Here is a 14713-nt window from a genome sequence, read left to right as displayed (position 1 = left end):
ATGAACGAAAAACTGTCACTCTCGGTATCGAGAGTGACAGTCAAGTAAAGCTGGATCATCCATACTGTAGTAACTGTTCGTATAAGTCATCGAGTTGCTGTTGGATGCTTTTAGAAACGGTATCGGTCGATTTTTCACGTTTTGCTAATTTCTGTTCAAGCCGCTCGATCTGCATTTCTAACTCGTATTGTGATAAGCGTTTTGGTTTTTGTAGGGTTACGTGAAGTGGAGACGACGCAGCGAACTCGTTACGCTTCTGTTGGGCATACGTATACGTACCATGATAACGCGTCAGACCATTTTCAAGCCAAAGGATCTGCGGAAAAAGACGATTCAAGAAATAGCGGTCGTGTGAGACGGCAATCAATGTACCAGAAAAATTCTCGAGTGCTTCTTCGAGTGTCTCTCTTGATTCAATATCGAGATGATTCGTCGGCTCGTCGAGAATTAATACATTGATCGACGAATGAACGAGGACGGCGAGTTGCAATCGCACACGTTCGCCTCCGCTCAGTGACAAAATGGACCGAAAGACAGTTGGTCCAAAGAACAGGAACCGGGCTAGGATATGGCGGGCTTCCGCTTCTGGAACGGCAATCCGGTCTCTAAACCAGTCGATTAACCGCGCGTCCTCCTCGAAATGGGCATGCTGGGACAAGTAACCGATCCGATTCGATGGTCCACGCGTGAGTGTGCCTGCGTCTGGTGATAATTCGTCAAGCAGCAGTGAGAGCAACGTCGATTTCCCGCTCCCATTCGTTCCGACGATCGCGATCCGATCCTGTGCCATGATCTCGAACGAGACTTCATCAAAAATGTGACGGGTTCCGTAAGCAAACGAGAGTTCTTCAGCGCGAAAGACGACTTGGCTCGAGTGATCAGTGGAAGAGAAGGAGACATCAGCGGTTTTGGCTTCGAGTTGTGGTCGTTTAATCCGTTCGATCCGCTCGAGTGCCCGTTCCATCGATTTTGCTTTACGGAATAATTTCTCACTCGGTGGAGACGCTTCGTTTGCCCATTGCCGGAGTCGACGAATCGCTTCCTTCATTTTCTTTATTTTTTTCTGTTGCTCTTGATACGCATGGAACTGCTCGAGCAGACGGCGTTCTCTCTCGACGACGAACGCGCTGTAGTTCCCTATATAGGCTGTCAGTTCACCGTCTTCGAGTTCAACGATCGAAGTGACGACGGCGTCTAAGAAGACCCGGTCGTGAGAGACGAGCAGGATGGTTCCTGTGTAGTCCCGTAAGAACTGCTCCAGCCATTCCACGGCAGCTAAATCGAGATGGTTTGTCGGTTCGTCAAGAATAAGCAGATTTGGTTCCATGAGTAACATGCGACCGAGACAAATCTTCGTCTGTTCACCACCGCTCAACTGGTGGAAAGGACGAGTGAGTAACGGACGGAGATGTAATCCGTTCACCATGCGTTCGATCTTCGAGTCGAGCAGATAGCCGTCCTTTTGCTCGAATGCATTCGTCGCTTCCGCATACCGTACGAGTAGTGCATCGAGATCATCTGGTGCTGTCGCCATCATTTGCTCCAACTGTTGCATCCGGGAACGGATCGCAAGAGTCTCTGCAAACGCTGTCCAAAGGACGTCGAGTCCGGTCATCGTTTCACTATATACAGGAAGTTGTTCCAAGTAGCCGATCGTCAAACCGTTCTTTTGATAGATGACACCACCGTCCGGTTGCTCGAGGCGAGCAAGCAAGCGGAGTAATGTCGTCTTACCACTCCCGTTTCGTCCAATCAGACCGACACGGTCGTGTTCGTTTAAGAAGAGGGAAACATCCGCTAAGATCGTCTCGCCTCCGAATTGTTTTGTCAGGTGTTGAATGTCGCAAATCATCATATTCAATTGATCCTTTCGCGCGCATCAAAAAAGGAGAGCGCAAATAGCACTCTCCCTAACGTGTGAAAGATGCGCTTTGCAGTATTTTTCATTCATGAAGTTCTTAAAAAAGGACAGACGGGTGCCTTAGAACGCCATTTCATGAAAAATCGCGCGCAACAGATACAATTGTTCCATCAACCAGTGTTTGCACGCGGCAAAGTCCATCTTTTCACACCACCTTTCGTTTCAGATACATCTAGTTTACTATTTTTTTGTCAGTTACGGAAGTCTGAATTATTTGAACACACCCGCGATTGAACTGAAGAAGTCACTGAGTCCATCAAATAATTTAGCGAAAAATCCTTTCGTTTCTTCTGAAGTTGCGAACGCGTGGATGTCTTGTCCCGCATTTTTCAATCCACTCTCGATTTGTCCCCAGTTGATGTTCGCTTGCTCCATTTGATTGAACAGATTCGTCAGCCGGTCCATTTGTGCGTCAGACAATTGGATATTGTTGTTTTGAATGACTTGGACGATCAGGTTTTCGATTTCGACTTTGGTTTCCGGTTTTTGATTGGCGATCTCAGCCTTGATCTCATTCATCAAGTCAGCCACCTTATCCGTTCCAACGGTTTTCCCGACGTCTGATGTGACTGATAATTCTTGCTGTGCTAGATCCTTGCGTTCGTCACTTAACTTAATCCCGGTTTCAGCGGAAGTTTGATCGTACGCCTTCATGATTCCTGTCAAGGCGGATGTCCCGGTCACCTTGTAAGGGGAAGTAATCGTGATGTCGGCATCTTTGACACCCGCTGTGACGAGAGCGTTGAGATACATATCCTTCGTCACCCATGTGATGTTTTCCGTCGAGACGGAGAGTCCATCTCCTTTTTCCGTCAGTTCGATTTTAGCCGACGAATACATGTTGCCGCCTTTTTGCGACTGTGGGATGTTTTTCCCGAGATATTTTTCCTCGTCAGCAGAAGTTGCGATGATCGGTGTAATCCCTTCCGGTGCATTGAGACGTGAAAGCACCCATGCTTTATCTTTTGCGCCGAGCGACTCCCCGAGTGTGACGATCGTCTTATCGACGACTTGTTCGGCGGATGCGGCTGTTGGGAGTAATAAAGCAGAAGCGATAACGGCTGATGCCATGATTTTTGTTGGTGTATGCATAATGAAATCCTCCAATTGTAAGTAACAGAATGAATTATAGTATCAGGTACTAAATTTAGTGTACGGGAACGATGTCTGTTCGGAATCGGTCTGCAGATGGAGACGATATCCGTCTTCTGACACTCCATAGTATAGCGAAAAGGAGACAACTTGACTTCCGTTTTCAGCATGCTATAGTGAATTTGAATCGAATAATGACCACTAGGGGAGTCGGTAGACCGACTGAGACGAACGAAGACGTTCGGACCCTTTGAACCTGATTAAGTTCGTACTTACGGAGGGAAGTGGCGTCAAGTCTTGTTCTTCTTGCGCCATGCCCGTGTGTTTCGGGGTGGTGTTTTTTCGTTTCATAACTAAACGAGGAGGATGAGATCATGACATTCACACAAGAAATCAAACAAGCGGCACAAGCGTATTGGGATAGTAGTTTTACGCACCCATTCGTACAAGGAATCGGGGAGGGGACGTTACCGCTCTCGAAATTTCGGCATTACGTCATGCAGGATGCCTATTACTTAAAACACTTTGCGAAGATTCAAGCGAAGGCAGCGTCAAAAGCAGACGACTTCGCGACGATTGCGACACTTGCCGAGCATGCTACTTCGACTTACGAGGCAGAGTTGAGCTTACATCAATCATTTTTTGAGCCGCTCGGTATTACGGCAGCAGATCTTGAAGCATTTGAACCGGCACCGACAGCATATGCGTATGTCTCGCACATGCATCATGCGAGTGAAGGAACGCTCGGTGAGACGATTGCTGCCATCTTGCCATGTTACTGGTTGTATTATGAAGTCGGGCAACAATTACTAACGTGTACACCGGAAGAAAAAATCTATCAGCAATGGATCGACACGTATAGCTCGGAATGGTTTGAAAAGGTCGTCTTTGAACAGATTGCACGGCTTGATGCGCTGGCGGAGCAAGCGAGCCCGACGGAACGCGAGCGGATGAAACGTCATTTCGTGACGAGTTGTTACTATGAGTTACTCTTCTGGCACATGGGGTGGACGGAAGAGACATTTGCATCAGTTTACGAAACGATTCCAGCACGAGCGGTATCTTCTTGAATCACTAGATGGTAGAATTAGGAATACCATTTAGTGAGAGTAGGGATTGGAATGGAAATCATCGTGATCGCACTTGTGATCCTCGCGGCATATGCTATGCAACGAATGCTTGGTAAAGTCAAAGTAAGATTTGTAGGACTTATCATCCCAACGTTGATCGTATTATCCGGTATATCCGCATCGACTCGAAACTTCAAGGTAGCGTATAGCATGGGAAGCTATATTTCTGCTGTTCTTGTCATCGTCGTCTATGCACTGCTGACTTATTGGTTATACCGCGTCTACCATCGTGCGAAAGAAGAAGCTGAATATCCGTATCAATCATTAAAAGACCGAGGCATCCTTTAAGGAGCTTCGGTCTTTTGGTGTATCACGTCATCATTTTTTCCAGTTTTTAAAGCCGTCACCGAATTCGAGATGCAGTTGATCGGTAAAGACACCGTTCTTAAAGACCGGCACATCAACCGGTAAAGTGCCTTGCGGTTTGAACGTTCCGAAGATCGCTCTGATACCTGCAGGCAGGTTCGGTCCCGCTGATTTTAGATTGCCTGCTTCGGAGTCTGGACCGTTTGGATCGCCTTTGAAGCCATAGACGAGGACGTGTGCCGGTGCGTCCGGTTGTACGGCGACATCGTATGGGTTACGGAGACTGAGCAGGACGGATGGTGTATCCGTTTGTTTCGCATAGCGGAAGATCGAAGCCGGAATCGCTTGTTCTGGTGCAGTAGGTAGTAGTTTAGCACTCGTGTTGACGTTGGAACCGACGATGATGTAATCTGCTGCATCGAGTTGCGCCCGTAATGTCGGGTTTTGGTCGAGCGGTAGCGTAGTAGCCGAGTAATTCGCTGTCGTCACGTGCCAGTTCCGATTCTTCGGTAGGGAAGCGATCGTTTTTTTCATGCTGTCCGTTTGATCCGCCGCAGGAGCGATCACAAGAACGTTGGCATTCTTTTTCGGTTTGAATGGTAAGGTCCGCTGATCATTTTTCACGAGTGTGACCGCGGCTTCCGTCATCGCACGTTCTTTTGCTTTATGCTCGGGACTACCGACGATTTGGTTCGATTGCGCGATTTTTTCAGCTAGGGATGTCGTGTCAGTCGTACCGTTCCAAATTCCGCGTTCTGCTTTCAGTGTCAGAATCCGCTCAACCGATTGATCGATCCGTTCCTCTGAGAGGCGACCATCTTTGACTGCTGCGATCACATCCTTGAAAATCCGGTCGAGTTTTGTGACATCCTGCTCGGAACGAAGGATCGTCGGCATGAGCGCGATATCGACACCGGCGTCAAACGTCTTTAAGACGGCTTCTGATTCCGTGAAGTTGTCGGCGATCGCCTGCATGTTCAACGCGTCTGTGATGACGATGCCATCGTAACCAAGTTTTTCGCGCAGTACGCCCGTGATGACATCATCCGATAACGTCGCAGGTAAAGGGAAGGTAACATTTGTCGACGTGACAACTTCAGGTTCGATTTGCGGCATCCCGATGTGTCCTGTCATGATCATATCGATGTCTTCAGCAATAGCTCGCTTGAACGGTACGAGCTCGACTTGTTCTAGCTCCTGCAGGGACCGGTCAACGACCGGTAATCCATAGTGGGAATCGGTCGCCGTATCGCCGTGACCCGGGAAGTGTTTGGCGGTCGCCGCGACACCTTCAGACTGAATTCCCTTCATTAGAGCGGAACCGAGTGTGCCGACGAGCGCCGGATCACTCGAGAACGAGCGGACACCAATGACAGGATTTCCAGGATTGCTGTTGACGTCGAGAACCGGACCAAAGTTGACATTGATGCCGAGCGCACGCAGTTCCGAACCGATGATATGACCGGCATCATTGGCATATGTGCTACTGCGGGTCGCACCTAACGCCATGTTGCCAGGTAAGTTCGTCCCTGTTCCGAGCCGAGTAACGATTCCACCTTCTTGGTCGATCGTGACGAAGAGCGGAATATCGTTGCTAGCGTCTTGTTTGACGACTTCTTGCAGATCATGAACGAGTTTCGTCGTCTGTTCGGTTTCGCTGACGTTCTCAGCAAACAAGATGACGCCGCCTAAATCATAGCGATCGATGATGTTCGCGACTTCTGGGGCAAGCGACGTATGATTGCTGCCATTCCACTGCCGGAAGTCCGGCATGATCATCTGCCCGATTTTTTGTTCGAGTGTCATCGTGTCGATTTTGTGACTGATCCGATCGGCTGAAGATCCTGCCTCTGCCATGACAGGTAAACTACTTGAGACGAGTACTGCTGCGAGTCCGGCTGTTAACGTGAACTGTCCGATTTTTTTCATGATGTACGTCCTCCTTTAGTCAAACCGTGACTGGAATTCTTTTCAATACGGACAGTATAGCAAGGTGTTTGTTTTAAAACAATATTTTATTTGTGAACGATTTCAAATTGAAATAAATTTCAAAGGTGTTTTTAGACAAACTGACTTGAATGAAAAAAAGTGACTCCCCCTGAAGAGGAATCACTTTCAAGTAAAGTCGATCGATTGATCAGCTATAGCGTTCGACGATGCTTGTCAGCTGACGTTCGACGAACGATTGATCCTGCAGTTCACTATTGGACAGACGCAGTTTGATCATCGACTCATCTGCACCAGCCATTTCACTGAATAATGAACCGAGACTGTGCGCACGACGGTCGACTTGGACGATTAAATCAATCCCTGAGCTGTCTTGGAGCATGATGATTTCGATCTCATCCAGTTTATGGGCGTAGTGTGTATTGCGAGCTGAATACTCAAGCTCCTGAGCAATCGGTAAATCTTTCCGGAATCGTCCAGGTAATTTTTCCGTATCGGCTTTTTTCAATCGGAAGCCAAGTGACTCCATCGCATCTAAGACTGTCGCTTGGTAGCGGTTCGCTTCGACGATGACGGCGTCACGGTCCGATGGATCAACGGCTTGAGCGATGTCGAGACCCGTCTCAATCCACGATTTCGATTGGCTGACGGAGAGCGGTGTATTCAGCGGTACGCGTAATGTAAAGGGAATTTCCCGCTCGATACCCGCTTCAATCGTGAACTTCGCTTCATTTAAGGCAAACCGATCGAGCGTGAAGGTCGTGAACGTCGTGCTATCATTGACTTCTTGTTTGTACTGCGTGTTGAATTCAAGATAAATTCGATCAATTTCTTGATCGACGTTTCCGCCTTTGATATGGACGACACCGTGAATTTGACCGCCTGGTTCGCAGCGGTCATCCGTCAAGCGTGTATCGACCGTTGCGGCACCGATTCCGATTTGTGAGAGAATTTTTTTGAACATGATGAATTCCTCCTTTTGATTACGTACGAATGATAAAGCGTGTAAACTTGTCGAACAGGTACGAATTTGCTACAGTTTCGAAAGAACATCAGAAAAGGACGGGACGACTAGTGGAACTACATGAATTAAAAGCGAGTCTTGCCTCGCAAATCACGCAAGGAACACTGATCCATGCAACGATAAGTAATCCGCGTCAAAAATCAAATGATCTCCGACGAATCAAGGTAAAACCGATTCTATTAAGAGATACGGTGATGATGCAGGTAGAGTTTCAATTTGAACGCGTTATGAAGCATGAAAATATTTTAATTGACGATTTCGTCGGACGACTCGATGACTGGTTCACGGAATTTCGTCAATTCTTATTCCGTTTTGAAGAAGAAGAATGGCAATTCCAGCTCTCGAAAAAGATGAAAGTCGCGATCAAGACATCCAAAAAGGAGCCGATGAAAGCTCTCTTGTCGCATGACCGGAAAAAAACCTATCTATTAGAAGACGGTGTGCCGGTTCCGTTTCTGATTCGCTTAGGCGTCATGACGGAAGCGGGTCAAGTCAAAAAACAGAAGTACGATAAGTTTAAACAAATCAATCGCTTTCTTGAATTCGTTGAGGATAGCATTGCTGCCTTGCCAAAAGGAAAAAAACTCCGGATCTTGGACTTCGGATGCGGGAAGTCGTATTTGACGTTCGCTCTCTATCATTATCTAAAAGTCGTCAAAGGATTCGACCTCGAAGTGACAGGTCTTGATTTAAAGAAAGAAGTCATCGAAGAATGTACGCAAATTGCGCGTGATCTGGATTATACCGATCTGACATTCCGCGTCGGGGACGTTCATGATTACACAGGGGAGACGGAAGTCGACCTGATGGTGACACTTCACGCTTGTGATGTCGCGACGGACGTCGCACTCGCACGAGCTGTCGACTGGAATGCATCAGTCATCCTGAGCGTACCGTGCTGTCAAAAGGAATTGAACCGTCAACTGGACTGTTCGCCACTCGATGTCATGCTCCAGCACGGACTGATCAAAGAAAAATTCGCATCACTGGCGACAGATTCGATTCGTGCTGAGTTGCTAACACTGGTCGGATATGAAGCGCAACTTCTCGAATTCATTGATCTCGAGCACACACCGAAGAACATCTTGATTCGAGCATACAAACAAAACAAGCGACCAACGGAAGAGAAAATCGATCGTTACATCGCGTTCCGTGATTTGTTGCATGCCCGACCATTTTTAGAAACTGAATTAAGCGGCAGACTTGGACAGATTTCACCGAAACTCGTACAATAAGAAGGAGAACGAATCAAAGGAGGCAATACGATGGATTTCCAAATGTATTTTGAAGATGTCGTCCAAACAGCCCGCAAAGAAGCGCAAGCTGCTGGATTTGAAGAATTAACGACGCCAGAGAGCGTGGATGAAGCAATGAAACGCGAAGGGCTAACACTTGTCCTTGTCAATTCGGTGTGTGGATGTGCTGGCGGGATCGCCCGTCCTGCTGCAGCGTACGTTAATCGGAAAGAGGGTATCAAGCCCGATCATTTCGTCACGGTATTCGCTGGACAAGATCGCGAAGCGACAGACCGTGCGCGTGAATACTTCGAAGGTTACCCACCTTCATCTCCATCATTTGCATTAATGCAAGATGGAAACATCCTCTCGATGGTCGAGCGCTTCGACATCGAATCGTTCACGGCGGAAGAGGTCGTCGAGAAACTTGAATCATTGATTGAAATCTACGCATAAGCAAAGAAGGCTCCTGATAAAGGAGTCTTTTTTTTGCACATTCATGAGATTAACATAATAAATTTTAAAATTGAAAGCGTTTGCAAAATTGTATAAAAAGTCATTTATGCATGATTTATGAATAGAAAGTCAAAAAAATTTATATATTTATGCTTTACAGTGAATAAATATTCGTATATCCTAAAAGCAATAGAACAGGTCAGGCTTTTCGGTATTGAATTGGACATACACATAAGTCATACTATTGTTAAAGTTCTGACAATTGAGCGTTGGAAGGGGAAAACTCGAATGAAAAAATTATTAGCAACGGCAATGGCAGGCATTCTGGCAGTCACGATGGCAGCATGTGGCGCGTCGGAAGAATCAACAGGTGGATCAAGCAAAAGCGATAAAGTATTGACGATGGGAACGTCAGCGGATTACTTCCCATTTGAATACATCGATACGAAAAAAGGAGAGGACATCGTCGGGTTCGACGTTGCGATCGCCAAAGAAGTCACGAAAAATCTCGGATATGACTTAAAAATCGAAGACATGGAATTCGGTAGCCTACTTGGTGCCCTCAGCTCAGGTCGTGTCGACTTCGTCATGGCGGGCATGACACCGACAGAAGAGCGGAAGAAAAACGCTGACTTCACGGACATCTACTTCGAATCAAAAAACTTGGTCATGACGAAGGATAAAGCCATCAGTTCGGAAGACGAACTCAAAGGCAAAAAAATCGGTGTCCAGCTTGGATCCATCCAAGAGGGACTCGCAAAAGATCGCTTCAAAGATAGCGAAGCGGTTCCTTTAAACAAAATCCCAGAAATCATTCAAGAATTGAATACAGGTCGGATCGATGCCCTCATCATCGAGGATGCAGTTGCCGTCAAATACATGGATCAAGATGCATCCCTGAAAACGTACCAGATTGAAGAAGATGGTCCAGCTGGATCAGCGATCGCCTTCAAAAAAGGTGACAAGATGCGTGACGATTTCAACAAAGAGTTGAAGAAGATGATTGACAGTGGTGAAATCGATAAATTGGCAGAAGAATGGTTCCAAAAAGAAGCAAAATAAGTCAAGTGCATGGGGGTGGGGGTAACCTCATCCCTTTTGTGCGACGTTAGGAGATTGATTATGATAGACTTTACAAAGATTCAAGATTCAATTCCATATATTCTTGAGGGGATTCCGGTCCTTTTCCAAGTCGTCATCGTGGCGGCCATTGCCGGGATGCTGATCGGAATCGTCGTCGCGGCACTGAAAATCACGAAGAGCCGTTTCATCCGTTTCATTGGTCATACGTATACGGCGATCTTCCGGGGAACCCCATTGATTTTGCAACTGGCGATCGTCCACTTCGGATTACCACAGTTGACAGGGTATGTCACGACAGGATACCAATCGGCAATCATCGCCTTCTCCTTGAACTCCGGAGCGTACATCTCGGAAATCATTCGGGCCGGGATTCAAGCCGTTGATCGTGGGCAGTGGGAAGCTGCAGATGCGCTTGGTATTTCGTATTTCAAACAACTCCGTTCGATCATTTTGCCGCAAGCCTTTAAAAATATCCTTCCAGCGATCATGAACGAATTGATCACGTTGACGAAGGAATCGGCACTCGTCTCGACGGTCGGTGTTCTCGATGTCATGCGTCGTGCACAAATCGTTGGAGGAGAAAAGGCGATTTATTTCGAACCGTTGTTGTTTGCCGGATTCGTATATTTTGTTCTCGTCATGGGATTGAGCTTGATAGGCCAACAAGTCGAAAAAGCTATGAGAAAGAGTGGGTAATCAGATGGAACCTATGATCCAAGTCACCGATTTGCATAAGCAATTCGGAAAATTAGAAGTATTAAAAGGTATCTCGACGACGGTTACACGCGGTGAAGTCGTCGCTGTCATTGGACCGTCGGGATCCGGTAAATCAACATTTCTACGGTGTATCAACTTACTGGAGCAACCAACGAGTGGAACGATCATCGTCGATGGTTTTGAACTGACGAAACCCAAAGCGAACATCTCGAAAGCACGTCAGAACATCGGAATGGTGTTCCAACAATTTAACTTGTTCCCACATAAGTCTGTTCTTGATAACTTGACGTACGCACCGATCAACGTCCTCGGTATCTCGAAGGACGAGGCAGTCAAGCGGGCAGAGACGCTACTAGATCGCGTTGGTTTAGCCGAAAAACGCGATAATTATCCGAACCAGTTGTCAGGTGGACAAAAACAACGGGTCGCGATCGCACGTGCACTCGCGATGGAACCGAACGTCATGTTGTTTGATGAACCTACGTCAGCGCTTGACCCAGAGATGGTCAATGAAGTCCTTGACGTCATGAAGCAACTGGCGGAAAGTGGGATGACGATGGTCATCGTGACACACGAGATGGGCTTTGCAAAAGAGGTTGCAGATCGTGTCTTGTTCCTCGACGAGGGGATTCTGATGGAAGAAGGTTCACCGGTCGAACTCTTTGACAATCCGAAGACGGACCGGGCGAAAAAGTTCCTCGAAAAAGTTTTATGAGCACAGCACGCTAACTCTGAAGAGGGTTAGCGTTTTTCGGTTTTTTGTATAGAGGGGGGATAAGAATGAAAAAATTGCTTGAAGGTCATCATACTCGTCTGACGCGTTTTCAATCGGAAGATACCGAAGTGATGCAACGGCTGCTTGACGATGCAACGTTTGCTCGCCATTTCAGTGCGACGCCATATCGTCACTTATCGAAGGAAAAGATTGAACAGATGATGGCGACGGATGCTCCGGAGACGTTTCGGTTTGCGATTCGTAACTTCGAAGATGAACGGATGATTGGGGTGGTCGCATTAGAAGATATTTTACCGACACATGGAACGGCATGGCTGATGATCGGCATCGATCCGGATTGTGAAGGGCAAGGGTATGCAACGGATGCGCTACAGACAATCCTCGAATACGCCTTCTTCGAACTGAATCTGTACCGGATTCAATTGACGGTCTTTGAGTATAATACACGTGCGGTTCAACTGTACGAACGACTCGGGTTCGTTCAGGAAGGAAGATACCGAGCCTTTTTACGACGAGACGGAGAGCGACATGATATGTTACTGTACGGATTACTCGAACCGGAATGGAGGGGACGACAATGATTCAAGAAACGGAAGCGTTCGTCCGGTCGTTTCACGCGACGGACTTTTCAGGTCATGATTATGCTCACATCGAACGAGTTCGCCGCTTAGCCTTACATATTGCCAAACAGGAAGGCGGGAACGTCAAAATCATCGAACTGGCGGCCTTACTTCATGACGTAGCAGATAGCAAACTCGGAGGAACGGCAGAGATGGTCGCATCCTTTTTGCAAGGAAAGGTGACAGAGGAAGAACAAGAACAGATTCTAGACATCATCATGAGTCTTTCGTTTAAAGACGGCACACGTCCACCGATGCGGACGGTCGAAGGGCAAATCGTCCAGGATGCCGATCGCCTCGATGCCATCGGTGCGATTGGAATTGCCCGAACGTTTCAGTTCGCTGGTCGATTCGGGGAGCCGATGCATGTGCCTGGACTAGCGCCACGAGAGCCAGGTGACCGAAAGGGAGAGACGAGTGCCCTGAATCATTTTGAAGAGAAGTTATTCCGACTAAAAGATTTAATGAATACGAAAACGGCACTTCATTTAGCAGAGGAGCGGCATCGCTATATGGAAGAGTTCGTTGATCGGTTCAAGCAAGAGTGGGATGGCACTATATACAGTTGAATACTTGTTTTCAAAATCACTTCAAAAAAACAATGCGCGTTTCCGATTAAGCTTGCGGAAAACGTGCATTGTTTTTGTCATTAACTAAGGATGATGGCAGTAATTAACCCAAGTGCTGCGAACAGACCAACGATCGCGCCGCCTTCCTCGTGGGCTTCCGGCATCATCGTCGAGGCGAGCATCGCGATGATCCCACCGCTTGCGAAGCCACCGATCATGGCGAATTGCATGTCCGGTAGTTCTGCGAGAATCGTGTAGCCGGCGAGTGAGGCGAGGGCGGAGATCAACCAGACGACTCCCCACATCAGCAATACTTTGTTCTTCGAGAATCCATCTTTTCGCAAACCGGTCGTACTCGATAAACCTTCCGGGATGTTGCTGACAAAAATGGCCGCGACGAGTGCCGCGCTGACATTTCCGGATAACAGACTGGCACCGATCATGATTGATTCCGGGATGGCATCAAGAATCGTCCCGAAGAAAATCGCTGTTCCCGTGCCTTCGTTCCCACCAGATGAGCGTTTCCGTTTACTCGCACCGCGTGACGAAATGAATAAGTCAAAGCCCGTAAATACGAGTGCGCCGACGATGAAGGAGATCGCGACGACGAGCGTCGTTGACTTCTTTAATGCTTCATCGAGTAACTCGAACGTCGCTGCTCCAATCAAGATGCCAGTACCAAACGACATGATATAACCAATCAGGCGTTGCTTTAAGGGTAAGTACAGCCCGAATAGGGCACCGATGACAACGGCCCCACCTGCTAGCGCTCCCCAACCGAACGCTTCCCACATACGATCGCCTCCTTCTTGTCCTTTCTACCTGTTCTAGATAATTCATAAACATAGCGAAAAGGAAGAAAAATAGTTCGAGACGAATGCAAGGGGCTGACTCAAAAAAAGAATGACGAACGCCTTTTCCACAGGCGAGACACAGGCCAGTTTTCCTGCTTCTTTCAAGCAGGAAAGCGGGTCTTGTTCGTCTCTGACAGCGCAAAGATGCGCTTTTTCCTGTAGGAGTTGCGTGAAGCGTGTCATTCTTATCTTTGTGGAGACCGACTTCTTAAGTCATTACATCTCAATCATTAGAATGGTTGTTTATTTAACCAATGACCACCGTCAAGAGCGATACATTCTCCGTTCAAGTAGCGGGCTTGATCTGACACCATCCACGCTGCAAGCGTTGCGATCTCTTCCGGTGTACCGAATCGACCGAGCGGGACGTTGCGACGAATTCGTTCCGCGTGTTCCGGTGATAAAGCAAGTTTGTCAGCACCACCTGTCCGTTCGATCGGACCTGGACTGATCGCGTTGACACGGGCTTGATATTTATAGCCCCATTCGACGGCAAGCGTCCGCGTCAAGTTCAGGACACCGGCTTTCGCAGCAGCACTCGGAGCGACACCAGCGCCAGCCTGCCACGCATAAGACGCAACGATGTTGACGATTTGTCCGCCAACGACTTGATCTTCCTGCCATCCTTTGACAAGAGCGTGACAGCAGTTGAATGTCCCATTGAGGACGATATCGATGACCGTCTTCCATCCATTTGGTGATAACTCGTCGGTCGGACAGATGAAGTTCCCGGCAGCATTGTTGATCAATGCCTCAAGACGACCGAACCGTTCGCGTGCTTGATTGACAGCAGCCAGACAAGCGTCAGCATCACGGACATCCATCTGAATCGTCAGATGTTCACCTTGAATCTGACCCAATGCTTCATCCATGAGTCGCAAGCGTTCCGCGTCGCGTCCTGTAACGACGACGTTCCAGCCGGCTTCCTTTAAGGCGAGCGCCATCGCTTTCCCCATTCCGTTCGTTCCACCCGTCACCATGATCGTTTGTGTCATATTGCTTCCTCCTTTATGTAATGAATGA

The 14713-nt window shown here is 47.8% G+C and carries 15 protein-coding genes and 1 riboswitch; of the genes, 9 read left to right on the top strand and 6 right to left on the bottom strand.

The features are described 5' to 3' along the window. Nucleotides 1–55: 55 nt before the first annotated feature. On the bottom strand, nucleotides 56–1852 hold the full coding sequence (gene abc-f / locus EXG77_RS11365) for a ribosomal protection-like ABC-F family protein (RefSeq protein WP_035398702.1): 1797 nt from the start codon (nucleotides 1850–1852) through the stop codon (nucleotides 56–58). A gap of 279 nt (nucleotides 1853–2131) precedes the next feature. Further along, a complete protein-coding gene (locus EXG77_RS11355) occupies nucleotides 2132–3013 on the bottom strand; it encodes a DUF1002 domain-containing protein (RefSeq protein WP_023467610.1) in 882 nt (293 codons plus the stop codon). A gap of 193 nt (nucleotides 3014–3206) precedes the next feature. Continuing rightward, nucleotides 3207–3313, top strand: a riboswitch (TPP riboswitch). A gap of 74 nt (nucleotides 3314–3387) precedes the next feature. Here EXG77_RS11355 and tenA point away from each other — a divergent pair. Both tenA and EXG77_RS11345 read left to right on the top strand, forming a co-directional pair. After that, nucleotides 3388–4083 carry a thiaminase II gene (tenA, locus tag EXG77_RS11350; protein ID WP_035398260.1) on the top strand — a complete coding sequence of 232 codons (696 nt, stop codon included), beginning with the start codon at nucleotides 3388–3390 and terminating at the stop codon, nucleotides 4081–4083. 51 nt (nucleotides 4084–4134) lie between these two features. After that, nucleotides 4135–4431 (top strand): hypothetical protein, encoded by a 297-nt coding sequence (locus EXG77_RS11345; protein WP_035398258.1) that lies wholly within the window; start codon nucleotides 4135–4137, stop codon nucleotides 4429–4431. Between the two features lie 30 nt (nucleotides 4432–4461). On the opposite strand, the gene EXG77_RS11340 is transcribed toward EXG77_RS11345, so the two are convergent. Both EXG77_RS11340 and EXG77_RS11335 read right to left on the bottom strand, forming a co-directional pair. Next, complete coding sequence (locus tag EXG77_RS11340) at nucleotides 4462–6378, bottom strand: glycoside hydrolase family 3 protein (protein WP_035398256.1); 1917 nt, start codon at nucleotides 6376–6378, stop codon at nucleotides 4462–4464. Between the two features lie 208 nt (nucleotides 6379–6586). Continuing rightward, nucleotides 6587–7360: a sporulation protein gene (locus EXG77_RS11335; protein WP_035398254.1), complete on the bottom strand. Its 774-nt coding sequence runs from the start codon at nucleotides 7358–7360 to the stop codon at nucleotides 6587–6589. A gap of 110 nt (nucleotides 7361–7470) precedes the next feature. Between EXG77_RS11335 and EXG77_RS11330 the strand changes: the two genes are divergently transcribed. The 7 genes from EXG77_RS11330 (at nucleotide 7471) to EXG77_RS11300 (ending at nucleotide 12836) form a co-directional block, all read left to right on the top strand. After that, complete coding sequence (locus tag EXG77_RS11330; protein ID WP_023467615.1) at nucleotides 7471–8655, top strand: SAM-dependent methyltransferase; 1185 nt, start codon at nucleotides 7471–7473, stop codon at nucleotides 8653–8655. 30 nt (nucleotides 8656–8685) lie between these two features. Next, nucleotides 8686–9111: a BrxA/BrxB family bacilliredoxin gene (locus EXG77_RS11325; RefSeq protein ID WP_023467616.1), complete on the top strand. Its 426-nt coding sequence runs from the start codon at nucleotides 8686–8688 to the stop codon at nucleotides 9109–9111. A 288-nt stretch (nucleotides 9112–9399) separates the two neighbouring features. Then, nucleotides 9400–10173 (top strand): transporter substrate-binding domain-containing protein, encoded by a 774-nt coding sequence (locus EXG77_RS11320; RefSeq protein WP_029341130.1) that lies wholly within the window; start codon nucleotides 9400–9402, stop codon nucleotides 10171–10173. A gap of 57 nt (nucleotides 10174–10230) precedes the next feature. Further along, a complete protein-coding gene (locus EXG77_RS11315) occupies nucleotides 10231–10890 on the top strand; it encodes an amino acid ABC transporter permease (protein ID WP_035398698.1) in 660 nt (219 codons plus the stop codon). Nucleotides 10891–10903: 13 nt separating this feature from the next. Continuing rightward, a complete protein-coding gene (locus tag EXG77_RS11310) occupies nucleotides 10904–11626 on the top strand; it encodes an amino acid ABC transporter ATP-binding protein (protein ID WP_035398695.1) in 723 nt (240 codons plus the stop codon). Between the two features lie 65 nt (nucleotides 11627–11691). Beyond that, nucleotides 11692–12228 (top strand): GNAT family N-acetyltransferase, encoded by a 537-nt coding sequence (locus EXG77_RS11305; protein ID WP_035398252.1) that lies wholly within the window; start codon nucleotides 11692–11694, stop codon nucleotides 12226–12228. After that, on the top strand, nucleotides 12210–12836 hold the full coding sequence (locus tag EXG77_RS11300; protein WP_035398249.1) for an HD domain-containing protein: 627 nt from the start codon (nucleotides 12210–12212) through the stop codon (nucleotides 12834–12836). The genes EXG77_RS11305 and EXG77_RS11300 overlap by 19 nt, the downstream gene beginning before the upstream one ends. An 80-nt stretch (nucleotides 12837–12916) precedes the next feature. On the opposite strand, the gene EXG77_RS11295 is transcribed toward EXG77_RS11300, so the two are convergent. Continuing rightward, nucleotides 12917–13630, bottom strand: a complete 714-nt coding sequence (locus tag EXG77_RS11295) for a ZIP family metal transporter (protein ID WP_035398248.1) — start codon at nucleotides 13628–13630, stop codon at nucleotides 12917–12919. A gap of 290 nt (nucleotides 13631–13920) precedes the next feature. Next, nucleotides 13921–14685, bottom strand: coding sequence for a 2,4-dienoyl-CoA reductase (gene fadH, locus EXG77_RS11290; RefSeq protein WP_035398246.1), 765 nt, complete (start codon nucleotides 14683–14685; stop codon nucleotides 13921–13923). Between the last annotated feature and the right edge of the window lie 28 nt (nucleotides 14686–14713).

The sequence above is a fragment of the Exiguobacterium sp. OS-77 genome, from assembly GCF_000414195.2.
Classification (GTDB): domain Bacteria; phylum Bacillota; class Bacilli; order Exiguobacteriales; family Exiguobacteriaceae; genus Exiguobacterium_A; species Exiguobacterium_A indicum.
The sequence above is the reverse complement of the archived record's forward strand: the minus strand, read 5'-3'. Positions and strand labels throughout refer to the sequence as shown.

What these genes read in the sequence shown, in the direction of transcription:
- tenA (WP_035398260.1), top strand. Translation starts at nt 3,388, where the DNA reads ATGACATTCACACAAGAAATCAAACAAGCGGCACAAGCGTATTGGGAT.
- EXG77_RS11295 (WP_035398248.1), bottom strand. Translation starts at nt 13,630, where the DNA reads ATGTGGGAAGCGTTCGGTTGGGGAGCGCTAGCAGGTGGGGCCGTTGTC.
- EXG77_RS11320 (WP_029341130.1), top strand. Translation starts at nt 9,400, where the DNA reads ATGAAAAAATTATTAGCAACGGCAATGGCAGGCATTCTGGCAGTCACG.
- EXG77_RS11300 (WP_035398249.1), top strand. Translation starts at nt 12,210, where the DNA reads ATGGAGGGGACGACAATGATTCAAGAAACGGAAGCGTTCGTCCGGTCG.
- EXG77_RS11340 (WP_035398256.1), bottom strand. Translation starts at nt 6,378, where the DNA reads ATGAAAAAAATCGGACAGTTCACGTTAACAGCCGGACTCGCAGCAGTA.
- abc-f (WP_035398702.1), bottom strand. Translation starts at nt 1,852, where the DNA reads ATGATTTGCGACATTCAACACCTGACAAAACAATTCGGAGGCGAGACG.
- EXG77_RS11335 (WP_035398254.1), bottom strand. Translation starts at nt 7,360, where the DNA reads ATGTTCAAAAAAATTCTCTCACAAATCGGAATCGGTGCCGCAACGGTC.
- EXG77_RS11325 (WP_023467616.1), top strand. Translation starts at nt 8,686, where the DNA reads ATGGATTTCCAAATGTATTTTGAAGATGTCGTCCAAACAGCCCGCAAA.
- EXG77_RS11355 (WP_023467610.1), bottom strand. Translation starts at nt 3,013, where the DNA reads ATGCATACACCAACAAAAATCATGGCATCAGCCGTTATCGCTTCTGCT.
- fadH (WP_035398246.1), bottom strand. Translation starts at nt 14,685, where the DNA reads ATGACACAAACGATCATGGTGACGGGTGGAACGAACGGAATGGGGAAA.
- EXG77_RS11305 (WP_035398252.1), top strand. Translation starts at nt 11,692, where the DNA reads ATGAAAAAATTGCTTGAAGGTCATCATACTCGTCTGACGCGTTTTCAA.
- EXG77_RS11345 (WP_035398258.1), top strand. Translation starts at nt 4,135, where the DNA reads ATGGAAATCATCGTGATCGCACTTGTGATCCTCGCGGCATATGCTATG.
- EXG77_RS11310 (WP_035398695.1), top strand. Translation starts at nt 10,904, where the DNA reads ATGATCCAAGTCACCGATTTGCATAAGCAATTCGGAAAATTAGAAGTA.